Annotated in this window: 20 protein-coding genes; 6 read left to right on the forward strand and 14 right to left on the reverse strand. The window is 68.7% G+C overall.

What is annotated here, in order from left to right:
- Positions 1-49 precede the first annotated feature (49 nt).
- The 7 genes from cimA to Q1K70_RS16585 form a co-directional block, all read right to left on the reverse strand.
- Positions 50-1,678 carry a citramalate synthase gene (gene cimA / locus Q1K70_RS16555; RefSeq protein WP_300161782.1) on the reverse strand — a complete coding sequence of 543 codons (1,629 nt, stop codon included), beginning with the start codon at positions 1,676-1,678 and terminating at the stop codon, positions 50-52.
- Between the two features lie 122 nt (positions 1,679-1,800).
- On the reverse strand, positions 1,801-3,036 hold the full coding sequence (locus tag Q1K70_RS16560) for an aspartate kinase (protein WP_300161785.1): 1,236 nt from the start codon (positions 3,034-3,036) through the stop codon (positions 1,801-1,803).
- 46 nt (positions 3,037-3,082) lie between these two features.
- The gene (gene tsaE, locus Q1K70_RS16565; protein WP_300161788.1) at positions 3,083-3,598 is read right to left on the reverse strand and encodes a tRNA (adenosine(37)-N6)-threonylcarbamoyltransferase complex ATPase subunit type 1 TsaE; all 516 of its coding nucleotides are present in this window, start codon (positions 3,596-3,598) and stop codon (positions 3,083-3,085) included.
- Positions 3,599-3,607: 9 nt separating this feature from the next.
- Positions 3,608-4,063, reverse strand: a complete 456-nt coding sequence (locus Q1K70_RS16570) for a CBS domain-containing protein (protein WP_300161791.1) — start codon at positions 4,061-4,063, stop codon at positions 3,608-3,610.
- 2 nt (positions 4,064-4,065) lie between these two features.
- Positions 4,066-5,622 carry an NAD(P)H-hydrate dehydratase gene (locus Q1K70_RS16575; RefSeq protein ID WP_300161794.1) on the reverse strand — a complete coding sequence of 519 codons (1,557 nt, stop codon included), beginning with the start codon at positions 5,620-5,622 and terminating at the stop codon, positions 4,066-4,068.
- Positions 5,623-6,002: 380 nt separating this feature from the next.
- A complete protein-coding gene (locus Q1K70_RS16580; protein WP_300161797.1) occupies positions 6,003-6,482 on the reverse strand; it encodes a holo-[acyl-carrier-protein] synthase in 480 nt (159 codons plus the stop codon).
- An 11-nt stretch (positions 6,483-6,493) separates the two neighbouring features.
- Complete coding sequence (locus Q1K70_RS16585) at positions 6,494-7,219, reverse strand: pyridoxine 5'-phosphate synthase (protein ID WP_300161800.1); 726 nt, start codon at positions 7,217-7,219, stop codon at positions 6,494-6,496.
- 220 nt (positions 7,220-7,439) lie between these two features.
- Here Q1K70_RS16585 and Q1K70_RS16590 point away from each other — a divergent pair, with 220 nt between their 5' ends.
- Complete coding sequence (locus tag Q1K70_RS16590; protein WP_300161803.1) at positions 7,440-8,780, forward strand: UDP-glucose/GDP-mannose dehydrogenase family protein; 1,341 nt, start codon at positions 7,440-7,442, stop codon at positions 8,778-8,780.
- A 311-nt stretch (positions 8,781-9,091) separates the two neighbouring features.
- Here the strand turns inward: Q1K70_RS16590 and Q1K70_RS16595 are convergent, their stop codons facing one another.
- The 5 genes from Q1K70_RS16595 to Q1K70_RS16615 form a co-directional block, all read right to left on the reverse strand.
- A complete protein-coding gene (locus Q1K70_RS16595) occupies positions 9,092-9,316 on the reverse strand; it encodes a hypothetical protein (protein ID WP_300161806.1) in 225 nt (74 codons plus the stop codon).
- Positions 9,317-9,389: 73 nt separating this feature from the next.
- A complete protein-coding gene (locus tag Q1K70_RS16600; protein WP_300161809.1) occupies positions 9,390-9,818 on the reverse strand; it encodes a polymer-forming cytoskeletal protein in 429 nt (142 codons plus the stop codon).
- A gap of 40 nt (positions 9,819-9,858) precedes the next feature.
- Positions 9,859-10,134 carry a hypothetical protein gene (locus Q1K70_RS16605; protein WP_300161811.1) on the reverse strand — a complete coding sequence of 92 codons (276 nt, stop codon included), beginning with the start codon at positions 10,132-10,134 and terminating at the stop codon, positions 9,859-9,861.
- 112 nt (positions 10,135-10,246) lie between these two features.
- Positions 10,247-12,763 carry a mechanosensitive ion channel domain-containing protein gene (locus Q1K70_RS16610; RefSeq protein WP_300161814.1) on the reverse strand — a complete coding sequence of 839 codons (2,517 nt, stop codon included), beginning with the start codon at positions 12,761-12,763 and terminating at the stop codon, positions 10,247-10,249.
- Between the two features lie 13 nt (positions 12,764-12,776).
- Entirely contained in the window at positions 12,777-14,078 is a 1,302-nt protein-coding gene (locus Q1K70_RS16615) for a citrate/2-methylcitrate synthase (RefSeq protein ID WP_300161816.1), read from the reverse strand.
- Between the two features lie 132 nt (positions 14,079-14,210).
- Between Q1K70_RS16615 and Q1K70_RS16620 the strand changes: the two genes are divergently transcribed.
- From Q1K70_RS16620 to Q1K70_RS16630, 3 genes are read left to right on the forward strand one after another with little or no spacing between them, the layout of a single operon-like run.
- Complete coding sequence (locus Q1K70_RS16620) at positions 14,211-14,933, forward strand: (Fe-S)-binding protein (RefSeq protein ID WP_300161819.1); 723 nt, start codon at positions 14,211-14,213, stop codon at positions 14,931-14,933.
- On the forward strand, positions 14,930-16,324 hold the full coding sequence (locus Q1K70_RS16625; protein WP_300161822.1) for a lactate utilization protein B: 1,395 nt from the start codon (positions 14,930-14,932) through the stop codon (positions 16,322-16,324). The genes Q1K70_RS16620 and Q1K70_RS16625 overlap by 4 nt, the downstream gene beginning before the upstream one ends.
- On the forward strand, positions 16,321-16,992 hold the full coding sequence (locus tag Q1K70_RS16630) for an LUD domain-containing protein (RefSeq protein ID WP_300161825.1): 672 nt from the start codon (positions 16,321-16,323) through the stop codon (positions 16,990-16,992). The genes Q1K70_RS16625 and Q1K70_RS16630 overlap by 4 nt, the downstream gene beginning before the upstream one ends.
- Positions 16,993-17,103: 111 nt before the next feature.
- Here Q1K70_RS16630 and Q1K70_RS16635 read toward each other — a convergent pair whose 3' ends face one another.
- Entirely contained in the window at positions 17,104-17,769 is a 666-nt protein-coding gene (locus tag Q1K70_RS16635; RefSeq protein WP_300161827.1) for a hypothetical protein, read from the reverse strand.
- 13 nt (positions 17,770-17,782) lie between these two features.
- The gene (locus Q1K70_RS16640; protein WP_300161830.1) at positions 17,783-19,627 is read right to left on the reverse strand and encodes an adenylate/guanylate cyclase domain-containing protein; all 1,845 of its coding nucleotides are present in this window, start codon (positions 19,625-19,627) and stop codon (positions 17,783-17,785) included.
- 249 nt (positions 19,628-19,876) lie between these two features.
- Here Q1K70_RS16640 and cysK point away from each other — a divergent pair, with 249 nt between their 5' ends.
- The gene (gene cysK, locus Q1K70_RS16645) at positions 19,877-20,806 is read left to right on the forward strand and encodes a cysteine synthase A (protein WP_300161833.1); all 930 of its coding nucleotides are present in this window, start codon (positions 19,877-19,879) and stop codon (positions 20,804-20,806) included.
- The gene (epsC, locus tag Q1K70_RS16650) at positions 20,806-21,753 is read left to right on the forward strand and encodes a serine O-acetyltransferase EpsC (protein WP_300161836.1); all 948 of its coding nucleotides are present in this window, start codon (positions 20,806-20,808) and stop codon (positions 21,751-21,753) included. The genes cysK and epsC overlap by 1 nt, the downstream gene beginning before the upstream one ends.
- Positions 21,754-21,864: the final 111 nt, after the last annotated feature.

Here is a 21,864-nt window from a genome sequence, read left to right on the forward strand (position 1 = left end):
ATGCCTCGGCCGGGGCCGGACCGCGTCGGGGCGGTCCGGCCCCGCCGCGTCAACCCTTGAGGGCCTTGGTGAGTTTTTCCTTGTCGTCGCTGAACAGCTTGTAGTTGATGGCGTCCTCCATGGCCTGGAAGCTCGCCTCGATGACGTTGTGGGAAACGCCCACCGTCACCCACCGCTTCGCGTTGTCGCCGGACTCCACCAGCACCCGGACGTGGGAGGCCGTGCCGCAGCCGCCCTTGCAGCATTGCTCGTCCTCGGCCGTGCCCGAGAGCACGCGCACCTTGAAGTCGAGCAGGCGCATCTCGGCCAGGCGCGGGTAGAAGCCGCGCAGGGCCTTACGGATGGCCTTGTCCAGGGCGTTTATGGGGCCGCGCCCGGTGGCGGCGGTGTGCTTGACCCGGCCGCCCACCTTGATCATGACCGTGGCCTCGGTCAGGGGCTCCATGCATTCGTAGGCGTTGTCGTCGAGCACCCGGTAACGGGTGACGGTGAAATAGCTGCGCGCCCGGCCGAGGACGCGGTTTAAAAGCAGCTCGTAGGAGGCCTCGGCCGCGGTGTACTCGTAGCCGTGGGCCTCGCGCTCCTTGATGGTGGTCAGAAGCTCCAGCACGAAGGGGTCGTTCTTGTCGAGCTCGAAGCCGAATTCCCGGGCCTTGTAGAGGATGTTGCTCTGGCCCGAGAGGTCCGACAGCAGCACCCGGCGCTCGTTGCCCACGGCCTCGGGCGCGATGTGCTCGTAGGTCAGCGGGTTTTTCACCACGGCCGAGACGTGCACCCCGCCCTTGTGGGCGAAGGCCCCGTCGCCCACGTAGGGCTGGTTGGAGGGCGGCTGCTGGTTGACCATCTCCGAGACGAAATGGGCCGTGGCCGTCAAAAGCGCCAGCTTGCCCTCGGGCAGGCAATCGATGCCCCGCTTGAGGGCGAGGGAGGGGATGATGGAGCACAGGTTGGCGTTGCCGCAGCGTTCGCCGTAGCCGTTTATCGTGCCCTGGACCTGCACGGCCCCGAGTTCCACGCCCTCCAGGGAGTTGGCCACGGCCACGCCCGAGTCGTTGTGGGCGTGGACGCCGAATTTCGCCCCGGGCAGGGCGGCCGTGGCCGCGGCCATGACGGCCCGGAAGTCCGAGGGCAGGGTGCCGCCGTTGGTGTCGCAAAGGACCAGCACGTCGGCCCCGGCCTCGTGGGCGCGCCTGAGCACCGCCAGGGCGTAGTCGGGATTGGCCTTGTAGCCGTCGAAGAAATGCTCGGCGTCGAAGAAGAGCTCCCGGAAGTGCGGGCGCAAAAACGCCAGGGAATCGCCCACCAGGTCGATGTTTCGCGGCAGGGTCGTGCCGAGCGCCTCGGTGACGTGGATGTCCCAGCTCTTGCCGAAAATGGTGGCCACGGGCGCGCCGGACTCCACCAGCGCCTTGAGGTTGGGATCGGCCTCGGCCGTGCCCCGGTGGTTGTGGGTGCTGCCGAAGGCGGCGATGCTGGCGGTCTTCAAATTGTAGTTGCGGATTTCCTCGAAGAACCGCTTGTCCGTGGGGTTCGATCCCGGCCAGCCGCCCTCGATGTAGGCCAGGCCCAGCTCGTCGAGCTTGAGCGCGATGCGCAGCTTGTCCTCGGTGGTGAGGCTGATGTCCTCGGCCTGTGTGCCGTCCCGCAGGGTGGTGTCGTAGCAAAGCACGCGTGGCATGGTGTGTCCTGAAGCGCCGCCGGCCGCCCCGACGGGGGGAAGGCCGGGGCCGGGTTGCCCGCGCCGGGGCCGAATGTTCCGGCACGGCGCGGGCCAAGGTTGTCCGGGAGCTTAAGTCCCGGTTAGGAGCAGGCTTTGGACGGCGCTTCGGACAGGCCGAAGGCGTCGTGGAGCGTGCGCACCGCCAGTTCGAGATACTTCTCCTCGATGAGGCAGGTAATCTTGATCTCGGAGGTGGCGATCATGAGGATGTTGATGTTCTCTTTTTTGAGCAGCGTGAACATGGTCGAGGCCACGCCCGAGTGGCTGCGCATGCCGACGCCGATGACCGAGACCTTGCACACGTGCACGTCGTGCTGGATGTCCTCGGCCCCGATGTCCGGCTGGAGTTTCTCCAGGATGGCCAGGGTCTGGGGCAGGTTGGCCCGGGAGATGGTGAAGGTCATGTCCGTGCGGCCGTCGCGACCGGTGTTCTGGATGATCATGTCCACCAGGATGCCGGCTTCGGCGATGGGCGAGAAGATGGCGGCGGCCACCCCGGGGCGGTCCATGACGTTCCTGACCGTGATGCGGCACTGGTCCTTGTCGTAGGCGATTCCCGAAACCAGGACGTCTTCCATATCCGTATCCTCCGAAGTGACCAGCGTGCCCGGATCGTCGCTGAAGGTCGAGCGGACCCTGACCGGGACGTTGAATTTCTTGGCGAACTCCACCGAACGGATCTGCAGGACCTTGGCTCCCTGGCTGGAGAGTTCGAGCATCTCGTCGTAGGTGATGCGGTCGAGCTTGCGCGCGGTGCGGCACAGGTTGGGGTCGGTGGTGTAGACGCCGTTGACGTCCGTGTAGATCTCGCAGACCTCGGCTTCGAGGGCGGCGGCCAGGGCCACGCCCGTGGTGTCGGAGCCGCCCCGGCCCAGGGTCGTCACGCGGCCGTGGCAGTCCACACCCTGGAAGCCGGCCACCACCAGCAGGTCGAAATCCGCCAGCATGGCCTTGATCCGCGGCGCGTCGATCTCCATGATCCGGGCCCGGGTGAAGTTGGAGTTGGTGGTGATGGGGATCTGGTGGCCGAGAAGCGACCGGGCGCGCAGGCCCGCGTCCTTGGCCAGCATGGTGAAAAGGGCGACCGAAACCTGTTCGCCCGTGGTGACCAGGACGTCGAGCTCGGCCGCATCGGGGTCGGCGGAAAATTCCCTGGCCTGGGCCAGGAGCCGGTTGGTCTCGCCGGACATGGCCGAAAGGGCCACCACCATCTTGTAGCCCAGGGCATGGGACTTCTTGACGCGGTCGAGGACCAGGCGCATGCGCTCGAGGCCCTTGACCGACGTGCCGCCGTATTTCTGCACCATTATTCGCATGGCTTCCTCCAGATAAGGGGGCGGGGTCGCCTGGCCCGGCCCGCCGTCACGATCCGCAATCCGGCATGGCGCGCGTCCGCTGGGCGAGGGCGGCCAGGGCCAGCCGGCCCCGTTCGCCCGCGGCCGTCAGCCGGCAGCGCCGGCCGGCCTCGGCCGGCAGCCAGTCGATCTCCAGGCGGTCGGCGGGCATGGCCAGGAGGGGGAGATATTCGGCCCACTCCACGATCACGAGGGCATCGTCGGCCGCCCCGGACTCCAGCTGCTCCTCGACGCAGGGATCGCCGCCCGGGATCCGGTACAGGTCCACGTGGCGGATCTCCGGCCGGGTGGGGTAGACGTTGACGATGTTGAAGCTGGGGCTGGCGACCTCGGCGTCGTCGCCGCCGGGAAGCGCCCCGGCCAGTCCCCGGACCAGCGTGGTTTTGCCCGAACCGAGGCCGCCGCGCAAGAGCAGCGCTACACGCGTTTGGGGCGCGATCGCGACCGCCGCCAGGGCGCGGCCCAGGGCCAGGGTGGACGCCTCGTCCGGAAGCGTCAGGAAAAGGGGTTGGCTCGGGTCCATCGGGCCGGGCTATTGCTTCTCCACGAGGGTGCCCAGGATGTCCCGCATGCCGATGATGCCGACCACCTTGCCGGCCTCGACCACGGGAACGGTGTGGAAGCCCTTGTCGGTCATGAGCGAGGCCACCTCGTCGATGCCGGTCTCCGGCGAAACCACCGTGGGGTGCCGGGTCATGGCGTGGGCGGCGGTCAGGGCCGACATCTTCTCCACCTCCCGGTCCAGGTCCTTCATGGAACCCAGGGGGATGAAGCCGTCCAGGAGGGAGAAGACCGAGGGCAGGGACAGCTTTTTTTGCTGGGCCACCAGATCGGCCTGGCACAGGATGCCGGTGAGCGCGCCGGAAGCGTCCACCACCGGAACGCCGTTGTAGCCCTGGTCGAAGAGCAGCTTGGCCGCGACGCTTATTTCCGTATCTTCGGTGATGGTGACGACGCCGGTGGTCATCACGTCCTTGGCTTTGAGCATGGTCACTCCGTGATCGCCCGGGGCAGCATGTCGGCGATTTCCGACGCCAGATTGCCCCGTCTGGGGTAGGCGGCGGCAAGTCGTTCGCCGCCGAGCCCATGCCAATACACCGCAAGGCAGGCGGCAAGCAAGGGGGTATGGGGGCCGGCCAAAAGCGCGGCGGCGAGGCCCGAAAGCACGTCGCCGGAGCCTCCCACAGCCAGGTTGGGGGCGATGATCGGCGAAACGGCCGCCGTGCCGTCCGGCGCGGCCACCACCGTGGCCGGGCCCTTGAGCACGGCCACGCAGCCGTATTTCGCGGCCAGCTCCCGGGCGCTGGCCAGCCTGTCGGCCTCGATCCCGGGAACGTCGCGGCCGAGCAGCCGGGACGCCTCGCCTGGATGGGGCGTGATCACCGTTTCGGGCGGCAGCTTGGCGGCCAAGGCCGGCCGTCCGGCCAGGAAATACAGGCCGTCGGCGTCTAGCACCAGCCGGCAGGGCAGGGGGAGCAGGGCATCCAAAAACGCCCCGGTCTCCTCGTGGCGGCCAAGGCCCGGTCCCAGGGCCACGACGTTGGCCCCCCGGCAGAACTCCCGCACGGCCTCGGCCTCGGCCGGTGTGAAATGGCCGCCCGCGCCCATGGGCATGGTCATGACGTCCGGAAAGCCGGCCTTGAGCGCCACTTCGGCCGCGCCGGGACAGGCCACGCTCACCAGCCCCGCGCCGCTTCGAAGCGCCCCCAGCGCGGCCAGAAGCGGCGCGCCGGTCAGCCCCCGGCTGCCGCCGACCACCACCACCCGGCCGGCGCTGCCCTTGTGCAGCACCGGCGACACCGGACCGAGCGCCTCCACGATGCCCGGGGCGATGCGAAACGCCCGGCAGGGATGGCGCTCCTTGACCACGGGCGGGATGCCGATCTCGCGCACCAGCAGCTTGCCCACGTACGGCGCGGCCTCGGCCGTGACGAGCCCGGTCTTGGCCGCCTCGAAGGCGACCGTCGCCCGCGCCCGCACGGCCACGGGCGACGGCCGGCCCGTCTCGCCGGAAAGGCCCGAGGGAATGTCCAGGGCGAAGACGTAGGCCCGGTCGGCCAGGGCGTCGACCGCCTCGACCACCCGGGCGAATTCCGGCCGCAGTTCCCCGGAAAAGCCCGTGCCGAGCAGGCCGTCAACAATGACGTCCGGGACGTCGCGCCAATCCACCTTGGCCAGCGGCAGCATGGGCAGGCCCAGTTTCGCCGCCAGCCTGGCGTTGTAGCCGGCCGCGCCCTTGTACCGCCCGCGCGGCCGCGCCAGCGCGATGCGTACCTTCGCGCCGCGACCGGCCAGATGCCGGGCCAGGGCCACGGCGTCGCCGCCGTTGTTGCCCGGACCGGCCAGCAGCAGCACCGATTTGTCGGAAACGTCGCCGATTTCGCCGAGCAGCGCATGCATGGCCTCGCGGCTGGCGTTCTCCATCAAGGCCAGGAACGACATGCCGCACTCGGCCACGCTGGCCGCGTCCCAGGCGGCTATTTCGGCCGGGGTAGGGAGTGGGTCGAAGTAGAGGGGATGGTGAGGATGGGGAGGGGAGAAAGACATGATAAGATGCCTCCGGCGGCCGGGGGGAATGATTCCCCCCGGACCCCCTCGACGGGGGGCGGATGAGGGTAAGCGGGTGGGGAGGTGTTCCTGTTGGCGGTTGTCCGTCGGTGAGGCCGGAATTTTCCCGGCGATGCCGTCGCTTCGCTCCAGGCTCGCCGTAAAAATTCCGGCCTCACGGGGCCGTCGCCCCTCCGGGGCGAAGTTTAAAGGAATTTTACTTTGAAAACCTCTTCAAGACAAATACTTAAAGAAAGTTATCCAAGTTCTTGAAATGCGGCGCTTCGCCGCTGGCCCCCGACCACATGCCCCGACGCTCCGCACGACGACTGTCAGCCCCGCCCGCTTGCCGTTTCCCCGTCGAGGGGGTCCGGGGGGCATCATGCCCCCTGGCCGCCGGAGGCATCTTCCCTCTCCCTGTTCCTCTCCCTTGCCCCCACGTCCTCCTTCCTCTCCCGCTTCCCCTTCCGCCACTTCCCGCATCCGCTCGCCGCTTCCAGCACCACCACCGCCGCGGCGGTGGCGCGCTCGTGGGTGACGCTGACGTGCCAGGACGTCGCGCCGAGGTTTTGGGCGCGTTCCAGGGCAGGTCCGTGGAGGGTGAGGGTGGGGCGGCCGAGGGGGTCGGGGAGGATTTCGAGGTGCTGGAAGGTGACGCCTTGGGCGAAGCCGGTGCCGAGCGCCTTGGAGGCGGCTTCCTTGGCGGCGAACAGCCCGGCCACGCGGCTTGCCGGGCGCGGCGGCAGGGAGGCGCGTTCGGCCGGGGTGAGGATGCGTTCGAGGAAGCGGTCGCCGAAGCGGTCCAGGGCCGAGGCGATGCGCGGCAGTTCCACGAGGTCGAGGCCGAGGCCGAGAATCACGGCCGGGGTCCTTATTCGGGGAAGGCGGCGATGATGCCGGCCATGGTGGAGACGGCTTCGGTGAGGCCGGTCATGATGGCCCGGGCGATGATGCTGTGGCCGATGGAGTATTCGCTGACGCCGCTGACGTGGGCGAAGGCGTATATGTTGTCGTAGTCCAGGCCGTGGCCGAGGTTGACGCCGAGTCCGGCCTGGCGGGCGGCGGGGATGGCGGCCAGCAGCCGCTTGAGTTCGGCCTGGCGGGCGAAGGGGGTGGCGGCGTCGGCGTAGGCCCCGGTGTGCAGTTCGACGAAGGCCGCCCCGGTGGTCACGGCGGCTTCGATCTGGGCCGGTTCGGGGGCGATGAAAAGCGAGGTGGGGATGCCGGCCGAACGCAGGGCGGCGACGAATTCGCCGAGTTCCTCTTCGCGGCCGGCCACGCCCAGTCCCCCTTCGGTGGTCAGTTCCTGGCGCTTTTCCGGCACGAGGCAGACCATGTGGGGCCTCAGCTCCAGGGCGATGGCGCGCATCTCGTCGGTGGCGGCCATTTCCAGGTGCAGGCGCGTCTTGACGGTCTGACGCAGGAGGCGGACGTCGCGGTCCTGGATGTGGCGGCGGTCCTCGCGCAGGTGGACGATGATCGCGCGCGCGCCGGCCAGTTCGGCCAGGGCGGCCGCGGCCACGGGGTCGGGGCTGGCCGCGAGACGGGCCTGGCGTACGGTGGCCACATGATCGACGTTGACCGCGAGCAGGGGCATGGCGAACTCCTTCGAGAATGTGTCTTTACGGTATTCCTTTTACAAATCGGAGGCAACGGGGACGGGGCGAAATGGGATTGTTGACAAACGTCGGACCAATCCGTAAGTGCGATTCCACCTCATCGATGACGGGGCCAAGCCGCCAGACGGCGTAGCGCGCCCCATCCCCGAGGAAGCCTTCCGCGGCCCGGGGAAAAACCCTAACAACGAGTACACGTTTATGAATCTTTGTATCGTAGGCACCGGTTACGTCGGTCTGGTGAGCGCCGCTTGCTTCGCCGAAATGGGCAACGACGTCTGCTGTGTGGACATCAACCCCACCATCGTCGAGAACCTGCGCCAGGGCAAGATCCACATCTACGAGCCGGGACTCGATGAACTGGTCAAGCGCAACGTGGCCGAGGGCCGGTTGCGTTTCACCACCAAGGTGTCCGAGGGCATGGAGAACGCGCTGTTCGTGTTCATCACCGTCGGCACGCCCCCGCGCGAGGACGGTTCCTGCGACCTGTCCTTCGTCTACCAGGTTGCCCGGGACATCGGCTCCAGCATGACCGACTACAAGATCGTGGTGGACAAATCCACCGTGCCTGTGGGCACCGCCGACGAAGTGCGCAAGCTCATCGGCGAGGAACTCAAAAAGCGCGGCGAGCTCATCGAGTTCGACGTGGTGTCCAACCCCGAGTTCCTCAAGGAAGGCGACGCCATCAACGACTTCTTCAAGCCCGACCGGGTGGTGGTGGGCACGGACAACGTGCGCACGGGCGAGCTTCTCAAGGCCCTGTACGCGCCCTACGCCCGCAACCGCGAGAAGGTCATCGTCATGAGCGTGCGCTCGGCCGAGATGACCAAGTACGCCGCCAACTGCATGCTGGCCACCAAGATCTCGTTCATCAACGAAGTGGCCAACATCTGCGAGCGCGTCGGGGCCGACGTGCGCGAAGTGCGCATGGGCATCGGTTCGGACAGCCGCATCGGCTACCAGTTCATCTACCCGGGCATGGGCTACGGCGGCTCGTGCTTCCCCAAGGACGTCAAGGCGCTCATCGACACCGCCCGCCAGTACAAGTTCGAGCCCGAACTGCTGGCTTCGGTGGACGAGGTCAACAAGCGCCAGAAGCACACCTTGACCAAGAAGATCGAGGCCTACTTCGAGCCCCAGGGCGGGCTCAAGGGCAAGACCCTGGCCCTGTGGGGACTGGCGTTCAAGGCCAACACCGACGACGTGCGCGAGGCCTCGGCCTTCGAGCTCATCAAGGACGTGACGGCCAAGGGCATGAAGGTCGTGGCCTTCGACCCCGTCGCCGGCCCCAACACCCGCGAGTTCTTCAAGGGCAACGAGCTGCTGACCGTGGTGGACGAGCAGTACGCCGCTCTGGAGAAGGCCGACTGCCTGGCCGTGGTCACGGAGTGGAACCAGTTCCGCAACCCGGATTTCGGCCGCATCAAGAAGATGCTCAAGGCTCCGCTGATCTTCGACGGCCGCAACCTGTACTCCCCGCAGCTGCTGGCCGACCTTGGCATGGTCTATTTCTGCATCGGCCGCCCGGCTCCCAAGATCTAGGCGGCTTTCCAGACACGATGCAAAGAGGGCGGGCGACCGCCCTCTTTTTTTGTTCTTTCGGGGAAAGGTGCGGGGCGGGGACGGGAAGGCGGCACGGGACCGCCGGCGCGGCCTGGCGAACACGGACATTGCGCCGAGCGCCGCCGTGTGCGCTGCCGGGCAGCTGGCGGCCAAGCTGGCGCCGGGCCGACGGCGGGGCCGGTTCCCGGTTCCTGGCGACGTCGCGACAAAGCACCCCAGGACTCGAGGGGAGGCAGGAAAAAAGCGGCTGGACCGCGGGCGACGGGAAGGGCGAAGGTTCGCCGGGCCGCTTAGCGGTCGGCGGCCAGGGTGCGACGGCAGGAACGCAGCATGAGCTCCTGCAGGATCACACGTTCGTATTCCACGGAATGGTCTTTCTCGGATTCGTCGTCTTCCACGAGCATGCGCTCGAGGTACTGGGTTTCCTCCCAGAAATCGAGCAACTCGTCGTCACCGAGGTTCTTGATCTGGTCTTCCAAGGGAAACTGGTCGGCTTCGGGAAAAAACTGGCCCATGGGGCGGGACTCCTTGCGCGGGCGCGCTGCGGCGTTTGTGCCCTGTAAACGGCCGGGCCTGTTTTGGCAATCTCTATTTTCCTCGGTCCGTGTCCGTTGCCGCGTCGAGCGCCGCCGGCGGTCTTCCCGAGACGAGGATCGTCCCCTCGGGCTCGCCCATGCGCACCAGGCCGTTGACGACCGCGCCGTCCTCGATGACCACCGCCGGGGCCACAAGGTTGCCGCGCAGGTTGGAGCGCTTGTGCAGGGTCACCCGCTTGCTCGCCTCCACATCGCCGACGATGGTGCCGCTGGCCACGAGTTCGGCCACGCGGATGGTGCCTTCGACATGGCCTTCCTCGCCGAGCACCAGCACGCCGTCGGAAATGATGTCGCCGATGACGCCGCCGTCGATGCGCACGACGCCCTGGAAGTTGAACTGGCCGTGGTACTGGGTGCCCGCGCCGAGAAAGGCGGTGATGGCGTCGTTGCGGGGTTTTTTCTTCGCGTTGCGTCCGAACATGGAGCGTCTTTCCTTGAAGGGGCCGCCATGCGGCCGTGCGTTACGGATTCTTCAGGCGTTCGATCTGGATGTTGAGTTCGATGAGCCGGGAGTTGATCTGCTGGATGCGCGCCAGGTTGTCGCCGTACTGCTCCATGAGGGCGCGTTTTTCTTCTTCCAGTTGATGGCGTTCCACTTCCTGGGCGCTCGCTCCGGGGCCCGGGGCGGGGCTTACGACTTGGGGCATGGCTGGTGGAACGGCCTTTTTCTGGCAGCCCGCGCCAAGGCTCAGGGCGACGGCGACCAGGCAGGCGCAGGCGATGGCGTGGCGTCTCATGGCGTCCTCTCGGGTTTCGATACCAAAGCTCGGGCCGGCTGTCCCGCGAAAAGGGGTTGCCTGTCCGCTGGCCGGCCGCGAGCTTCCCCTCGCGCGCGGCCGGCGGGGCCGGCTAGTCCCCTCCGGCCGCGGCCGCCGCGGCCAGGGCCTCCGGGGTCTGCGCACCGCCGACGATGCGCACCTCGCGCTGGGGGAAGGGAATCTCGATGCCTTCCTCGCGAAAGCGCCGGTTGATGTCGAAGCGGATGTTGGATTCGGTCTCCATGCCGTAGGCCACGTTGTCCACCCAGACCATGAGCAGGAAGTCCAGGGAACTGTCGCCGAAGGCCGAGAACTGCACCACGGGCTGGGGATTCTGCAGGGCGTGGGGCTGGGCCCTGGCCACCTCCAGCAGGATGTCGCGGACCTTGTCCGTGTCCGTGCCGTAGGCCACGCCCACGGTGATGTCGCGGCGCATGGTCGGGTCGCGGTGGGTCCAGTTGATGAGCTTGCCGGAGATGAGGTCGGAGTTGGGCACGAACAGGGTGGCGTTCTGGAAGGTGCGCACCACCGTGTTGCGGATGTTGACCTTGGTTACCTTGCCCCAGGTGGCGTCGATCTGGATGGTGTCGCCGGCCTGGATGGAGCGGCCGAAGAGCAGGATGAGGCCGGCGATGAAGTTGTTGACGATGTTTTGCAGGCCGAAGCCGATGCCGACGGACAGGCCGCCCGCGATCACGGCCAGGCTGGTGAAGGAGAAGCCGAGGAGGAAAAGCGAGACCAGGCTGTAGACGCCCCACAGCAGGTACAGCGAAGTGGTCTCCAGCACGTCGCAAACCCCGGTGTCGATGCCGGGGCTGCGCCGCGGCAGTTCGCGCAGGAAGGAGCGCACGAAAAAAAGCAGGGAGCGGGTGACGAAAAAGCCGGTGAGGATGAGCGCCAGCCGGCCCAGGGTGAGGCTTAAGCTCCCCACCGTGACCGTGAACGACACGGCCTGGACGAACATGTCCGTGCCGCCGAGTTCGGTGGAGAACCAGTAGAGCACCAGGAAGAAGAGCGACAGGGAGATCAGGGGGAAGCCGAGGCTCGTGACCAGGGCCCGGCTGACGGCGGACGCGCCCTTGCCCTCGGCCCGGGCCTGCCAGCGGGCCAGGCGGTCGGCAAGCCCCAGTCCCGTTTGGAGCGCGGCCAGGACCAGAAACCACCCGGCCAGGCACAAAAACGACAGGTGCTGCCAGCCGAGGCAGGCCGCCAGGCAAAGAACCACGACCAACGGCCGGGTCAGGCGGCTGCGGGCGAATTCCACCGGGCCGGTCACGACGTTTTCCCGGCCGCCCGAAGACTGGAAGAAGACGAGCAGGAACACCAGCCAGATGGCGGTCATGGCCGGCTCGGGCGGATCGGCGATCTGCAGCAGCAGGCCCAGGGAGAAAAGGAACCACAGCCCGCGCAGCGGATTGGGCGGCGTCTTGCCGGCCAGCGCCGCCTCGGGCAGGCGCAGCAGCCAGGAGAAGGCGGCCAGGGCGGCGGCGAGGAAGATCTCCGAAAGAGCGTTCAAAAGCTCCTGCATGAGCAGCGGCGCGTCGCCGGAGACCCAGTGCGCGATGAGGGCGAGCCCCGCCAGCAGCCAGACCCGGCGCATCTTGCGCAAAAGCGGCCCGTCGGAAAAGCGCCGGCGCAGGCGCAAGGTGACGACGATGTCGGCAACGACCAGCAGGAGCAGCCCGACGCCGATGCGGATGGTCGAGGACAGGGCGCGGGCGCTGTCCGTGCCCTTGAGCAGGGAGGCGGCCATGGAGCCGTTGGAGCGCAGCCACAAAAGCGCCTGGTCGGGCAGGCCGGACCAGGCCTTGACCGAAAAGATTTCCGGGGCGGGGGAGAAGTAGTACTGCTTCCACGCCTGGGGAATGCGCTTTTTGAGGGCCTCCTCGCTGGCCCCCAGGGACTCCTGGAAGTCCTTGGCCGGCCCGAGTTCCTTGTTTATGGCCGTGCGCACGGAATTGAGGCTCGCGGCCACGCCCTTGATGTAGCGCAGGTAGTAGTTGATGGCCTCGGCGATGGGCGCTTCGGGTTCGTCGTCCAGGCGCTTGGCGAAGTCTTCCTTGAGGGAGTCGAGGCGGGAGGCGATCTTTTCGAGTTCCTCGCGGCTGTCCGTGAACGGGGCCATGAGCGCATCCGCCGAGCGGCGAAGGCGGGCCATGTCGCTTAAGACCGCCCGCATCTCCCAGGGGTTGCCGCCGGAGAGGCTCAGGATCAGGTTCAGCTCGTCGAGCTTGCCCGACAGGGCCGAAAGGTCGGCCCGGAAGCGGCGCACGTTTTTGGGCAGAAGCCCTTCCATGGACTTGAAGCGCGCCGCCTGCTGGACCAGGGACTCCTGGTGGATGGACAAGAGCACCTGCCAGTCCTTGGGCTGTTCGGCTTCGGGCACGGCCGGGTCGGTCTTGGGCTTGTCGGCTTGCGGCTTGGCCGCCGGCTTGTCGGCCGGTTTGTCTGTCGCCTTGTCGGGTTTGGCCGGCGGGGCGGCCTCGGGCGCGGCTTGGGGCTTGTCCGCCTGGGGCGCGTCCGGGGACTGGGCGGGGCAGGGAACGGCCAGAACCAGCCAGAGACACAGCGTCGCGCCCAGGGCGCGCAAAAGGATGCGAAAGGGCATGGGAGAACCGTCGTTACGGGCGCGGGGACCGTCTGTCCATTGGGGTGTAGGGATGGCGCTTGCGACCGGTGTATATCTGGCGCGGCCTGTGGATGCGCTGGTCCGGGGAATGGGTTTCCTCGTTCCAGTGGGCGATCCAGCCGGGCATGTTGCCCATGGCCGTGATGACCGGATACATGTTGGGCGGGAAGTTGAGGGCCCGCAGCAGCAGGCTCGAATAGAAGTTGGTGTTGGGCAAAAGCTGGCGCGAGGCGAAGTAGTCGTCCGCGCCGGCGCGTTCCTCGATCTCCTGGGCGATGTCGTGGAAGGCGTCGCGCTTGGCGTAGCCGGTGGCGACGAGCTTCTGGTAGGTGGCCTTGATGATGCGGGCCCTTGGGTCCTCCACGTGGAAGACCCGCTGGCCGAAGCCCATGAGCCGGCCGGAGCGGGACTTGGCCGCCTCGATGATGCGCGAGACGGTGGTGCGCCCGGCCTCCACGTCCTCGAACATGCGGATGGCGGCCGAGCTGGCCCCGCCGTGGTGGCGGCCCCACAGGGCGCAGATGCCCGAGGAGACCGAGGCGAAGAGGTTGGCCTGGCTGGACCCCACCATGCGCACCGTGGCGCAGGAGGTGTCGAGCGCCTGGTCGGCGTGGCACATCATGAAGATGCTCAGCGCCCGCACGACCGGGTCCGGGGCCTCGTAGGTCCAGAAAGGCACCGAGAACATCATGTGCAGAAAGTTGCGGCAGTAATCCAGGTTCGGATTGGGGTAGTTGAGCGGCATCCCCTGGGACTTGCGGAAGCTGAAGGCGGCGATGGTGCGCACCTTGCTCATGATCTTGGCCGCGGCCAGGCGGAAGTCGTCCTGGGAGCTGATGTCGTAGAGCTCGGGGTAGTAGCTGCCCATGGCGTTGATCATGGCCGAGAGGATGGCCATGGGGTGGCCGTTGGGCGGAAAGCCGTCGAGGTGGCTCAAGAGATCCTCGTGGAGGAGCTCCTGGTCGCGCAGCATGACGCGAAACGCCTCGCGTTCGGCCTTGGTCGGCAGCTCGCCGAACATGACGAGCATGGCCGTTTCCACAAAGGTGGCTTTTTGCGTCAACTCTTCCAGGTCGTAGCCGCGGTAGAGCACCACGCCTTTTTCGCCGTCGATGTGGGTGATGGCGCTTTTGCACACGGCGGTGTTGGCGTAGCCCGGGTCCAGGGTGATCCAGCCGGTCTGGGCGCGCAGCTTGCGCACGTCGACGGCGTTCTCCACGTGGTCGCCGTGGATGACGGGCAACTCGACGCTCTGGCCGTCGTAGGTCAGCGTGGCGGTTTCGGGTGTGCTCATGCGACTTCCTTATTGGTATAAGCTTTCTTTCTACCCCGGCCGTCATCCTCTGTAAAGCCGGGAGGCCTCCCGGGGGTTGACCCCGGCGGGAAGCGGCGTAAGTTCACGCCCCGCCAGCGAAGGAGGTTTTCGGTGGATGCCTTTCTGTTCATTCCCTGCCTGGTGGCCCACGTCATGCCGCAGGTGGGCGAGGCCACGGCCAGGGTCCTGGCCCGGGCCGGCGTGACGCCCCGGCTGCCGGACGGCCAGACCTGCTGCGGCCAGTTCGCCTACAAACGCGGCCTGCCGGAGGCGGTGCGGCCGCTGGCCCGGCGTTTCGTGGAAATTTTCGAGGACGCCCCGGCTGTGGTCGGGCCGTCGGGTTCGTGCGTGGCCATGGTGCGACGCTATCCCGAGCTTTTCGACGCGGACGATCCCTTCCGCCGGCGCGCCGGCCGCGTGGCCGCCAAGACCTACGAACTGGGCGAGTATCTGGTCGACGTCCTCGGCTGCCCCGACCTCGGGGCGCGTCTGCCGCTTCGGGCCACGCTGCACGCCTCCTGCCAGACCACGCGGGTGCTCGGCGTGGGCGGGCACACCGAACGGCTGCTGGCCGGGGTGGCGGACCTGATCCTGACGCCGCTGCCCCATCCCGAGCGCTGCTGCGGCTTCGGCGGCGGGTTCAGCGTGGACTACCCGGAACTGAGCCAGGCCATCCTGGACAAGAAGATCGAGGACATCCTGGCGGCGGACGTCGCGGCCGTCATCGCGGCCGAGCCGAGCTGCCTGCTCAACATCGGCTCGGCCCTGGCCAGGCGCGGGGCGGCGGTGCGGACCCTGCACCTGGCCGAGGTCCTGGCCGGGGAGGCGGCATGAGCGCGGCAAAACACGATTTCGCCAAGGCGGCGGCCAAGGCCCTGGACGACCGGGAGAGCCGGGCCATCCTTGATAGGGCCATCTTCCACATCGACGTGCTGCGGCAGCGTTCGGTCAAGGCCATGCCGGATTTCGCCGAGCGCCGGGCCCGGGCCGTGGCCGTGCGCGAAAAGACGCTGGCACGGCTGCCCGAGCTGCTCGAGACCCTGGAGGCGCGGGTGACCGCCGCCGGCGGCCGGGTGCACTACGCCGAGGACGCGGCCCAGGCCGCCGCGACCGTCACGGACATCCTCACGGCCGCGGGCGCGAAGCTCGTGGTCAAGGGCAAGTCCATGGTGAGCGAGGAGATCGGGCTCAACGACGCGCTGGCCGCGGCCGGCATCGAAGCCGTGGAGACGGATCTCGGCGAATACATCATCCAGCTCGCCGGCCAGCGGCCTTCGCACATCCTGGCCCCGGCCCTGCACGTGTCCAAGGAGCAGGTCTCGGCCCTTTTTCAGGAGAAGCTCGGCCGCACCAGCGCCGACATTCCGGAGATGACCCGCATCGCCCGCGACAGCCTGCGCGAGAAGTTCCTGGCCGCCGACGCCGGCATCACCGGCTGCAACATCGCCGTGGCCAGGACCGGCACGGTCACGGTGCTGGAAAACGAGGGCAACATCCGCTTCTCCGCCTCCTGCCCGCCCGTGCACGTGGCGCTCATGACCCTGGAGAAGGTGGTGGAGACGCTTGCCGACGCGGCCGCCATCCTCGACATCCTGCCGCCTTCGGCCACGGGGCAGACCCTGCCCGTGCACCTGTCCTTTTTCACCGGCGCGCGCCGGGACGGGGAGCGCGACGGCCCGCGCGAGATGCACCTGGTCGTCGTGGACAACGGCCGCTCGGCCGTGTTGGCCGACCCCGTCCTGCGCGACATCCTGCGCTGCATCCGCTGCGGGGCCTGCCTCAACGTCTGCCCGGTCTACCAGGCCGTGGGCGGCCACGCCTACGGCTCGGTCTACCCCGGCCCCATGGGCTCGGTGCTCTCGTCCGTGCTGGCGGGCGGCGAGGGTGATCCGCGCCAGCCCTTCGCCTGCACCCACTGCGCCGCCTGCGCCGGGGCCTGCCCGGCCGGCATCGACCATCCGGCCCTGCTCCAGGAGCTGCGCCGCCGCCTGGCCGCGACCGAGCCCGATCCGGCGGCCAGGGCCTTCGCCGCCCTGGCCCGCCATCCCTGGCTCTTCGACGGCCTGGCCGCCGTCGCCCGGACCGTGGACCCGCGCCTGACCAAGACGGCCGCATTGGCCCCGGATTCGCCGGTGGGGCGTTTTCTGCGCGGCCGGCGCTTCCCGGGCCTGGCCCGGCCGTTCGCCCGGCGTTTTCGCAAGATGGGCCAGGGAGGAAAATCATGAACGCGTGCGCCAAGATGGCGATTCTCGGGCGGCTCCGCGCCGCCGTGGAAGGCGTCGGACCGGCCGGATTTCCCCGGCCCGCGCCCGCGCAAGGCCTTCGCCGGGCCGGAGCCGGGGCGGCGGATTTCGCGGTCTTCGCCGGGGCGCTGACCGCCCTGGGGCCGACCTTCGAGCTGGCCCGCACCCCGGACGAGGCCCGGGCGGCCGTCGCCGGGGCCGTGGCCCGCCACGAGGTGCGCACCGCCGTGGCCTGGGACCATCCCGACCTGGCCGCCGTGGGGGCCGTTGCCGTCATCGAGGGGGCCGGGGCTTCGGTGCTTTCCCCGGACGATCTGCCCGGGCGGGCCTGTCCTTCCCTGGCCGCCGTGGACATGGGCATAACCGGCGTGGCCTACGCCCTGGGGGCCACAGGCAGCCTGATCCTGACCGCCGGTCCTTCCATGCCGCGAAGCGCCGCCCTGGTGCCGCGCCTGCACCTGGCGCTGGTCGCCCGGTCGCGGCTGCTGCCCGACCTGCCGGCGCTGTGCGACCGGCTGGCCGGCGGGCCCATGCCGAGCGCCGTCAACTGTGTGACGGGCGTCTCCAGCACGGGCGACATCGAATTCGTCTACGTGCGCGGCGTGCACGGCCCGCTCGCCGTGCACGTCATCGGCCTCGACTGGCTCTAGTCTGAATTTTCCACGCTCATTTTAAGTCTTCGCGACATCGTCTCTTCCCTCGGCGGGGAGGTCCAGGAGGGGCTCAGCCCCTCCTGGCCGCCGGAGGCGTTCCCCCGTCCTTCATTGCTGCTCGCCCCAGGCGGCCAGGGCGGCGTTGTCGGGGTGGGCTTCGCGCAGCCGGCGCAGTTCCTCGTTTACGCGGCGTTGCTGGCCCAGGCGCGAGAGTTCCTCCAGGAGCACGATGTCCGGCGACACGTCGCCGGGCGCGACCGCCGCGCGCATGGCGGCGACCTGCTGCTCCACGGCGGCCAGTTCCGCGCGCTCCTCGTCGCTTAGGGTCTTGTCCTCGGGCACGGCCACCTCGCGGGTCTTCACCTGGGCCGTGGCCTGCTCGCCGGCTTCGGTCAGGATGGACGAGGCCGCGCCGCCGGCGGGGCGGGCGCGCAGGGGCAGCTTTTCCACGGCGGGCGGCGCTTCGCTGTCCGCGCTCTGGCCGCCGGCGGCGGTGATGACCACCGTGGCCGGACCGGTCCAGGTCTCTCGCACGCCCTTTTGCAGGAAGGCGAGCTGGGCCTCGGCCCCCCGGGCCAGATCGATGCGCTCGCCTTCGCGCAGCCGGGTGAAGACCTCGAGGGGCTTCCTGCCGCCTTCGGCCGGGGAGAGGGTGGCCTGGCCGGAAAGGGCCGAGACGAGGCAGACCAGGCGCGGAGCCTCGGCCAGGGCCGGGGCGCTGCCGGCGAGGGCGGCCAGGGTCAGGCTCAGAAAAAGGAAAACGGACCGAAACATGACGGCTCCTTTGTTACGTATCGGATAGCCCCAGGATCTCCAGGGCAGGTACGGGTTCGCTCTTGCCCTTGACCTGGGCGTTCTCGCTCTTGCCCGTGCGTACGCCCGGACCGGCCAGTTCCACAACCGTGCGGCTGGCCACCACCGACGCGCCCATGACCTTGGTGAAGCCCTCCAGGCGCGAGGCCGTGTTGACCGTGTCGCCGATGACCGTGAAGTCCAGGCGCTGGCGCGAGCCGATGTTGCCGACGACGGCCGGTCCGGCGTGCAGGCCCACGCCGATACGGAAGTCCCAGTCGTCGAGCTGCGGAAATCTTTGGCGCATCCAACCCTCGAATTCCTTTGAGGCATCAATCATGCCAAGGGCCGTGGCCAGGGCTTGCCGGGCATGGTGGGGGTCGGCCAGGGGCGCGCCGAATACGGCCATGACCGCGTCGCCGATGAATTTGTCGATCATGCCGCCGTGGGCCAGGATGATGTCGCAGACCTTGGAAAAATAGGCGTTTAAGAGCTCGACCACTTCCTGAGCCGAAAGCTTTTCACTTAATGTCGTGAAATTGCGGATATCGGAAAAAAGGATGGTGACCGTGGCCAGGGAGCCGCCCGGGGCCGGCGGCTGGCCGCTTTCCAGGATGCCGGCGATGGCCGCCTCGGACACGTACTTGCCGAAGGCGTGGCGGATGTGGGCCTTTTCCCGCTCGCCGCGCGTGAGGCGCACGGCGTTGGCCCCGGACCAGATGAGGCCCAGGCCCAGGTCGCAGCCGGCCAGGGGCAGGACCCGGCCGCCGAGGAAAAGCAGGTAGCCGAGACCGAAGGAGCCCAGCAGGCAGGCCAGGGCGGCCAGGGCCGAGGGCCCGGGATGGAGCCGGGCGCAGGCCAGGGCGCACAGGCCGAGAAGCGGCAGCCAGGCCAGGGCCGCCACGCCGTTTCCGGCCACGGCGAGCGTGCGGCCGGAAAGCAGGGCTTCCACGATGTTGGCGTGGATCTCCGGGCCGGGCATGAATTCCCGTGGCGCGCCGAAAAGGGGCAGGGAGTAGGGCGAGGCCAAGCGGTCGTGGGCCCCGTGGATGTCGATGCCGAGGATCACCACCTTGCCGGCCAGGGCCCGCACCTCGGGGTCGTTGGCCGCGTCCGGGGCGAGGAGCCTGGCGAAGCTCAAGTGGCGAAAGGTCTCGGGCGGCCCGAAAAACGGGATGGGCCGGGGAACGAGGGCGTTTTTGGCGTCGATGTCCTTGATTCCCGGGGCGTTGGGGTCGGCCTTCCTGGCCAGGGCCGTGGCGAAGGACAGGCGCGGCTCACCCTCGGCGAAAAGGGCCGGGGCGAAGCGGCGCACCACGCCGTCGCGGTCCAGCGGCACGTTGGTGAGCCCGAGGTCCGCCTCGTGTCCGGGCAGGGCGATGAGGTAGTCCGTGGCCGGCAGGCTGAAGGCCGCCTCGCCGGATTCCGTGGACACGCTGGCGGCCAGGACGACCCTGCCCTTGGCCAGTTCCAGCATGAACTGGCGGTCGAAGTCCCGGCTGGCCTCGGCCCCGATCATGTCCATCCAGGTGACCGGGGAAAGGGCCGGCTGGATGTCCATGCCCACGGCGGCCACGCCCACCTGGCGCAGCACGGCCAGCACCCTGGCGTACAGCGGGCCCCAGAAGACCAGCGGCCGGTCGGGCTCGGCGGCGAGCGCCTCGTCGTCGAGCAACGCCACGGCCACGCGTTGCGGCTCGGCGCGCCTGCCGGCCAGCACGTGCCACAGGTCGGACGTCCAGGCGTCGATGCGCCGGGCGGGGGAGAGCGTCTCGAAAAAAAGGCCGGCGGCCAGGGCGGCCAGGATCAGACAGGTGTAGAAGACGGGTTTGAAGCGCATGGCGGTCTTGCCCGGGACAGGGCGGCTTGCGGGGTCGGCTCCGGGACGGGCCGGCGGAAGGCGTTTGCGGGCCAACGGGGCATGACGTCCCCGAAATCGCGCCCAGCGTCAAGCTCTTTCGCCATGCCCCGGCCGCGACGGCCTCCCCCACGGCGGGGATGCGGCCGGGGCGCGAATGCGTTATGCTCATCCGGCCCGGCCGAGGGCGTCCCCTCGGCCGGGCCGCGAAACCTCGCCAAGGAGCACGCGATGCGCATCGCCGCCGATATGACCGAACTCGTCGGGGCCACGCCCATGGTCTGGCTGACCCGGCTGGCCGAGGGCTGCCTGGCCCGTGTGGCCGCCAAGCTCGAATCGTTCAACCCCTGCTCGTCGGTCAAGGACCGCATCGGCGTGGCCATGATCCGGGCCGCCGAGCGCGAGGGCAAGATCGGCCCGGGCGCGATCGTGGTCGAGCCCACCTCGGGCAACACCGGCGTGGGGCTGGCGTTCATGTGCGCCGTGCGCGGCTACCGGCTCGTCCTCACCATGCCCGAATCCATGAGCGTGGAGCGCCGGGCCCTTCTGCGGGGCTTCGGGGCGGAGCTGGTCCTCACCCCGGCCGCCCAGGGCATGCGCGGGGCGGTGGAGAAGGCCAAGGCGCTTCTGGCCGAGCTGCCCGGGGCGTTCATGCCCATGCAGTTCTCCAACCCGGCCAACCCCGAGGCCCACGCCCGGACCACGGGCCTGGAGATCTGGGAGGACACCGACGGCCTGGTGGATGTGTTCGTGGCCGGCGTCGGCACGGGCGGGACGCTCACGGGCGTGGCCCGGGCCATCAAGGCCAAAAAAACGGGACTTCGGGCCGTGGCCGTGGAGCCGGCCTCCTCGCCGGTGCTTTCCGGCGGCAAGCCGGGGCTGCACGCCATCCAGGGCATCGGGGCCGGATTCGTGCCCGAGGTGCTGGACATGAGCCTGGTGGACGAGGTCTTTCCGGTCAAAAACGAGGATGCGCTCGGCACGGCCCGTCGGCTCATGCGCGAGGAGGGCATCCTGTGCGGCATCTCCTCCGGGGCCAACGCCTTCGCCGCCATCGAGATCGCCAAGCGGCCGGAGAACGCCGGCAAGCTCGTGGTGTTCGTGGTGTGCGACACGGGCGAGCGCTACCTGTCCACGCCGCTTTTCTCCGAGGAGTCGTGATGACCGCGCAGCACAGCAAGCTTCCCCGGCCCAGGAAACGCACGGCCGTGGAGTGGGTGGCCGAGATGCTCTGCGAGGAGGCTTCGTACCAGAAGGTCTACCACCGCCCCCTGCACGACGAGCCCATGCCCTCGATCCCGGTCCTGGCCGAGATCATGCAGCGCCTGCGGGCGGTGATCTTCCCGGGCTATTTCGGCCACTCGGACATCACCCCGGAGAACATGCGCTTCCACATCGGGGCCAACCTCGACGCCATCTCGCGCCTGCTCACGGACCAGGTGCGCCGCGGCTACTGCTTTTTCTGCGAGCTCGACCGGGCCGGCAACTGCCAGGACTGCGAGGAGCGGGCCAAGTCCCTGGCCGGCGACTTCCTCGTGCGCCTGCCCGACATCCGCGAAACCCTGGCCGAGGACGCCCAGGCCGCCTTCGAGGGCGACCCGGCCTCGCGCAGCCCCGGCGAGACCATCTTCTGCTACCCGAGCCTCACGGCGCTCACCCACTACCGGGTGGCCCACGAGCTTCACCTCCTCGGCGTGGATCTCATCCCGCGCATCATCACCGAGATGGCCCACTCGGCCACGGGCATCGACATCCACCCCGGCGCGACCATCGGCCGGCGGTTCTTCATCGACCACGGCACGGGCACGGTCATCGGCGAGACCTGCATCATCGGCGACGGCGTGCGCCTGTACCAGGGCGTGACGCTGGGGGCGAAAAGCTTCCCCAAGGACGCCGAGGGCAAGCTCGTCAAAGGCATTCCCCGCCATCCCGTGGTGGAGGACGACGTGGTCATCTATTCCGGAGCCACGGTGCTCGGGCGCATCACCATCGGCAAGGGCTCGGTGGTGGGCGGCAACGTCTGGGTCACTTCCGATGTGCCGCCCTATTCGCGGCTGGTGCAGCAAAACCCGGGCGGCGTGCTCATCACGGACGGCGGCGGCATCTAAGCCCTCCCTCGTCCGCTACGGCGACCCGCTCCCCCCGCGACTTCGGGCCGGTACGGGGGCGGTTTCCCTTCGCCCTCCCTTGACGCATTGTCTGGCGCATCACTATAGTAC

Source organism: Solidesulfovibrio sp. (genome assembly GCF_029978005.1).
GTDB lineage: Bacteria > Desulfobacterota > Desulfovibrionia > Desulfovibrionales > Desulfovibrionaceae > Solidesulfovibrio.

What these genes read in the sequence shown, in the direction of transcription:
- cimA (WP_300161782.1), bottom strand. Translation starts at nt 1,678, where the DNA reads ATGCCACGCGTGCTTTGCTACGACACCACCCTGCGGGACGGCACACAG.
- Q1K70_RS16560 (WP_300161785.1), bottom strand. Translation starts at nt 3,036, where the DNA reads ATGCGAATAATGGTGCAGAAATACGGCGGCACGTCGGTCAAGGGCCTC.
- tsaE (WP_300161788.1), bottom strand. Translation starts at nt 3,598, where the DNA reads ATGGACCCGAGCCAACCCCTTTTCCTGACGCTTCCGGACGAGGCGTCC.
- Q1K70_RS16570 (WP_300161791.1), bottom strand. Translation starts at nt 4,063, where the DNA reads ATGCTCAAAGCCAAGGACGTGATGACCACCGGCGTCGTCACCATCACC.
- Q1K70_RS16575 (WP_300161794.1), bottom strand. Translation starts at nt 5,622, where the DNA reads ATGTCTTTCTCCCCTCCCCATCCTCACCATCCCCTCTACTTCGACCCA.
- Q1K70_RS16585 (WP_300161800.1), bottom strand. Translation starts at nt 7,219, where the DNA reads ATGCCCCTGCTCGCGGTCAACGTCGATCATGTGGCCACCGTACGCCAG.
- Q1K70_RS16590 (WP_300161803.1), top strand. Translation starts at nt 7,440, where the DNA reads ATGAATCTTTGTATCGTAGGCACCGGTTACGTCGGTCTGGTGAGCGCC.
- Q1K70_RS16595 (WP_300161806.1), bottom strand. Translation starts at nt 9,316, where the DNA reads ATGGGCCAGTTTTTTCCCGAAGCCGACCAGTTTCCCTTGGAAGACCAG.
- Q1K70_RS16600 (WP_300161809.1), bottom strand. Translation starts at nt 9,818, where the DNA reads ATGTTCGGACGCAACGCGAAGAAAAAACCCCGCAACGACGCCATCACC.
- Q1K70_RS16605 (WP_300161811.1), bottom strand. Translation starts at nt 10,134, where the DNA reads ATGAGACGCCACGCCATCGCCTGCGCCTGCCTGGTCGCCGTCGCCCTG.
- Q1K70_RS16610 (WP_300161814.1), bottom strand. Translation starts at nt 12,763, where the DNA reads ATGCCCTTTCGCATCCTTTTGCGCGCCCTGGGCGCGACGCTGTGTCTC.
- Q1K70_RS16615 (WP_300161816.1), bottom strand. Translation starts at nt 14,078, where the DNA reads ATGAGCACACCCGAAACCGCCACGCTGACCTACGACGGCCAGAGCGTC.
- Q1K70_RS16625 (WP_300161822.1), top strand. Translation starts at nt 14,930, where the DNA reads ATGAGCGCGGCAAAACACGATTTCGCCAAGGCGGCGGCCAAGGCCCTG.
- Q1K70_RS16630 (WP_300161825.1), top strand. Translation starts at nt 16,321, where the DNA reads ATGAACGCGTGCGCCAAGATGGCGATTCTCGGGCGGCTCCGCGCCGCC.
- Q1K70_RS16635 (WP_300161827.1), bottom strand. Translation starts at nt 17,769, where the DNA reads ATGTTTCGGTCCGTTTTCCTTTTTCTGAGCCTGACCCTGGCCGCCCTC.
- Q1K70_RS16640 (WP_300161830.1), bottom strand. Translation starts at nt 19,627, where the DNA reads ATGCGCTTCAAACCCGTCTTCTACACCTGTCTGATCCTGGCCGCCCTG.
- cysK (WP_300161833.1), top strand. Translation starts at nt 19,877, where the DNA reads ATGCGCATCGCCGCCGATATGACCGAACTCGTCGGGGCCACGCCCATG.
- epsC (WP_300161836.1), top strand. Translation starts at nt 20,806, where the DNA reads ATGACCGCGCAGCACAGCAAGCTTCCCCGGCCCAGGAAACGCACGGCC.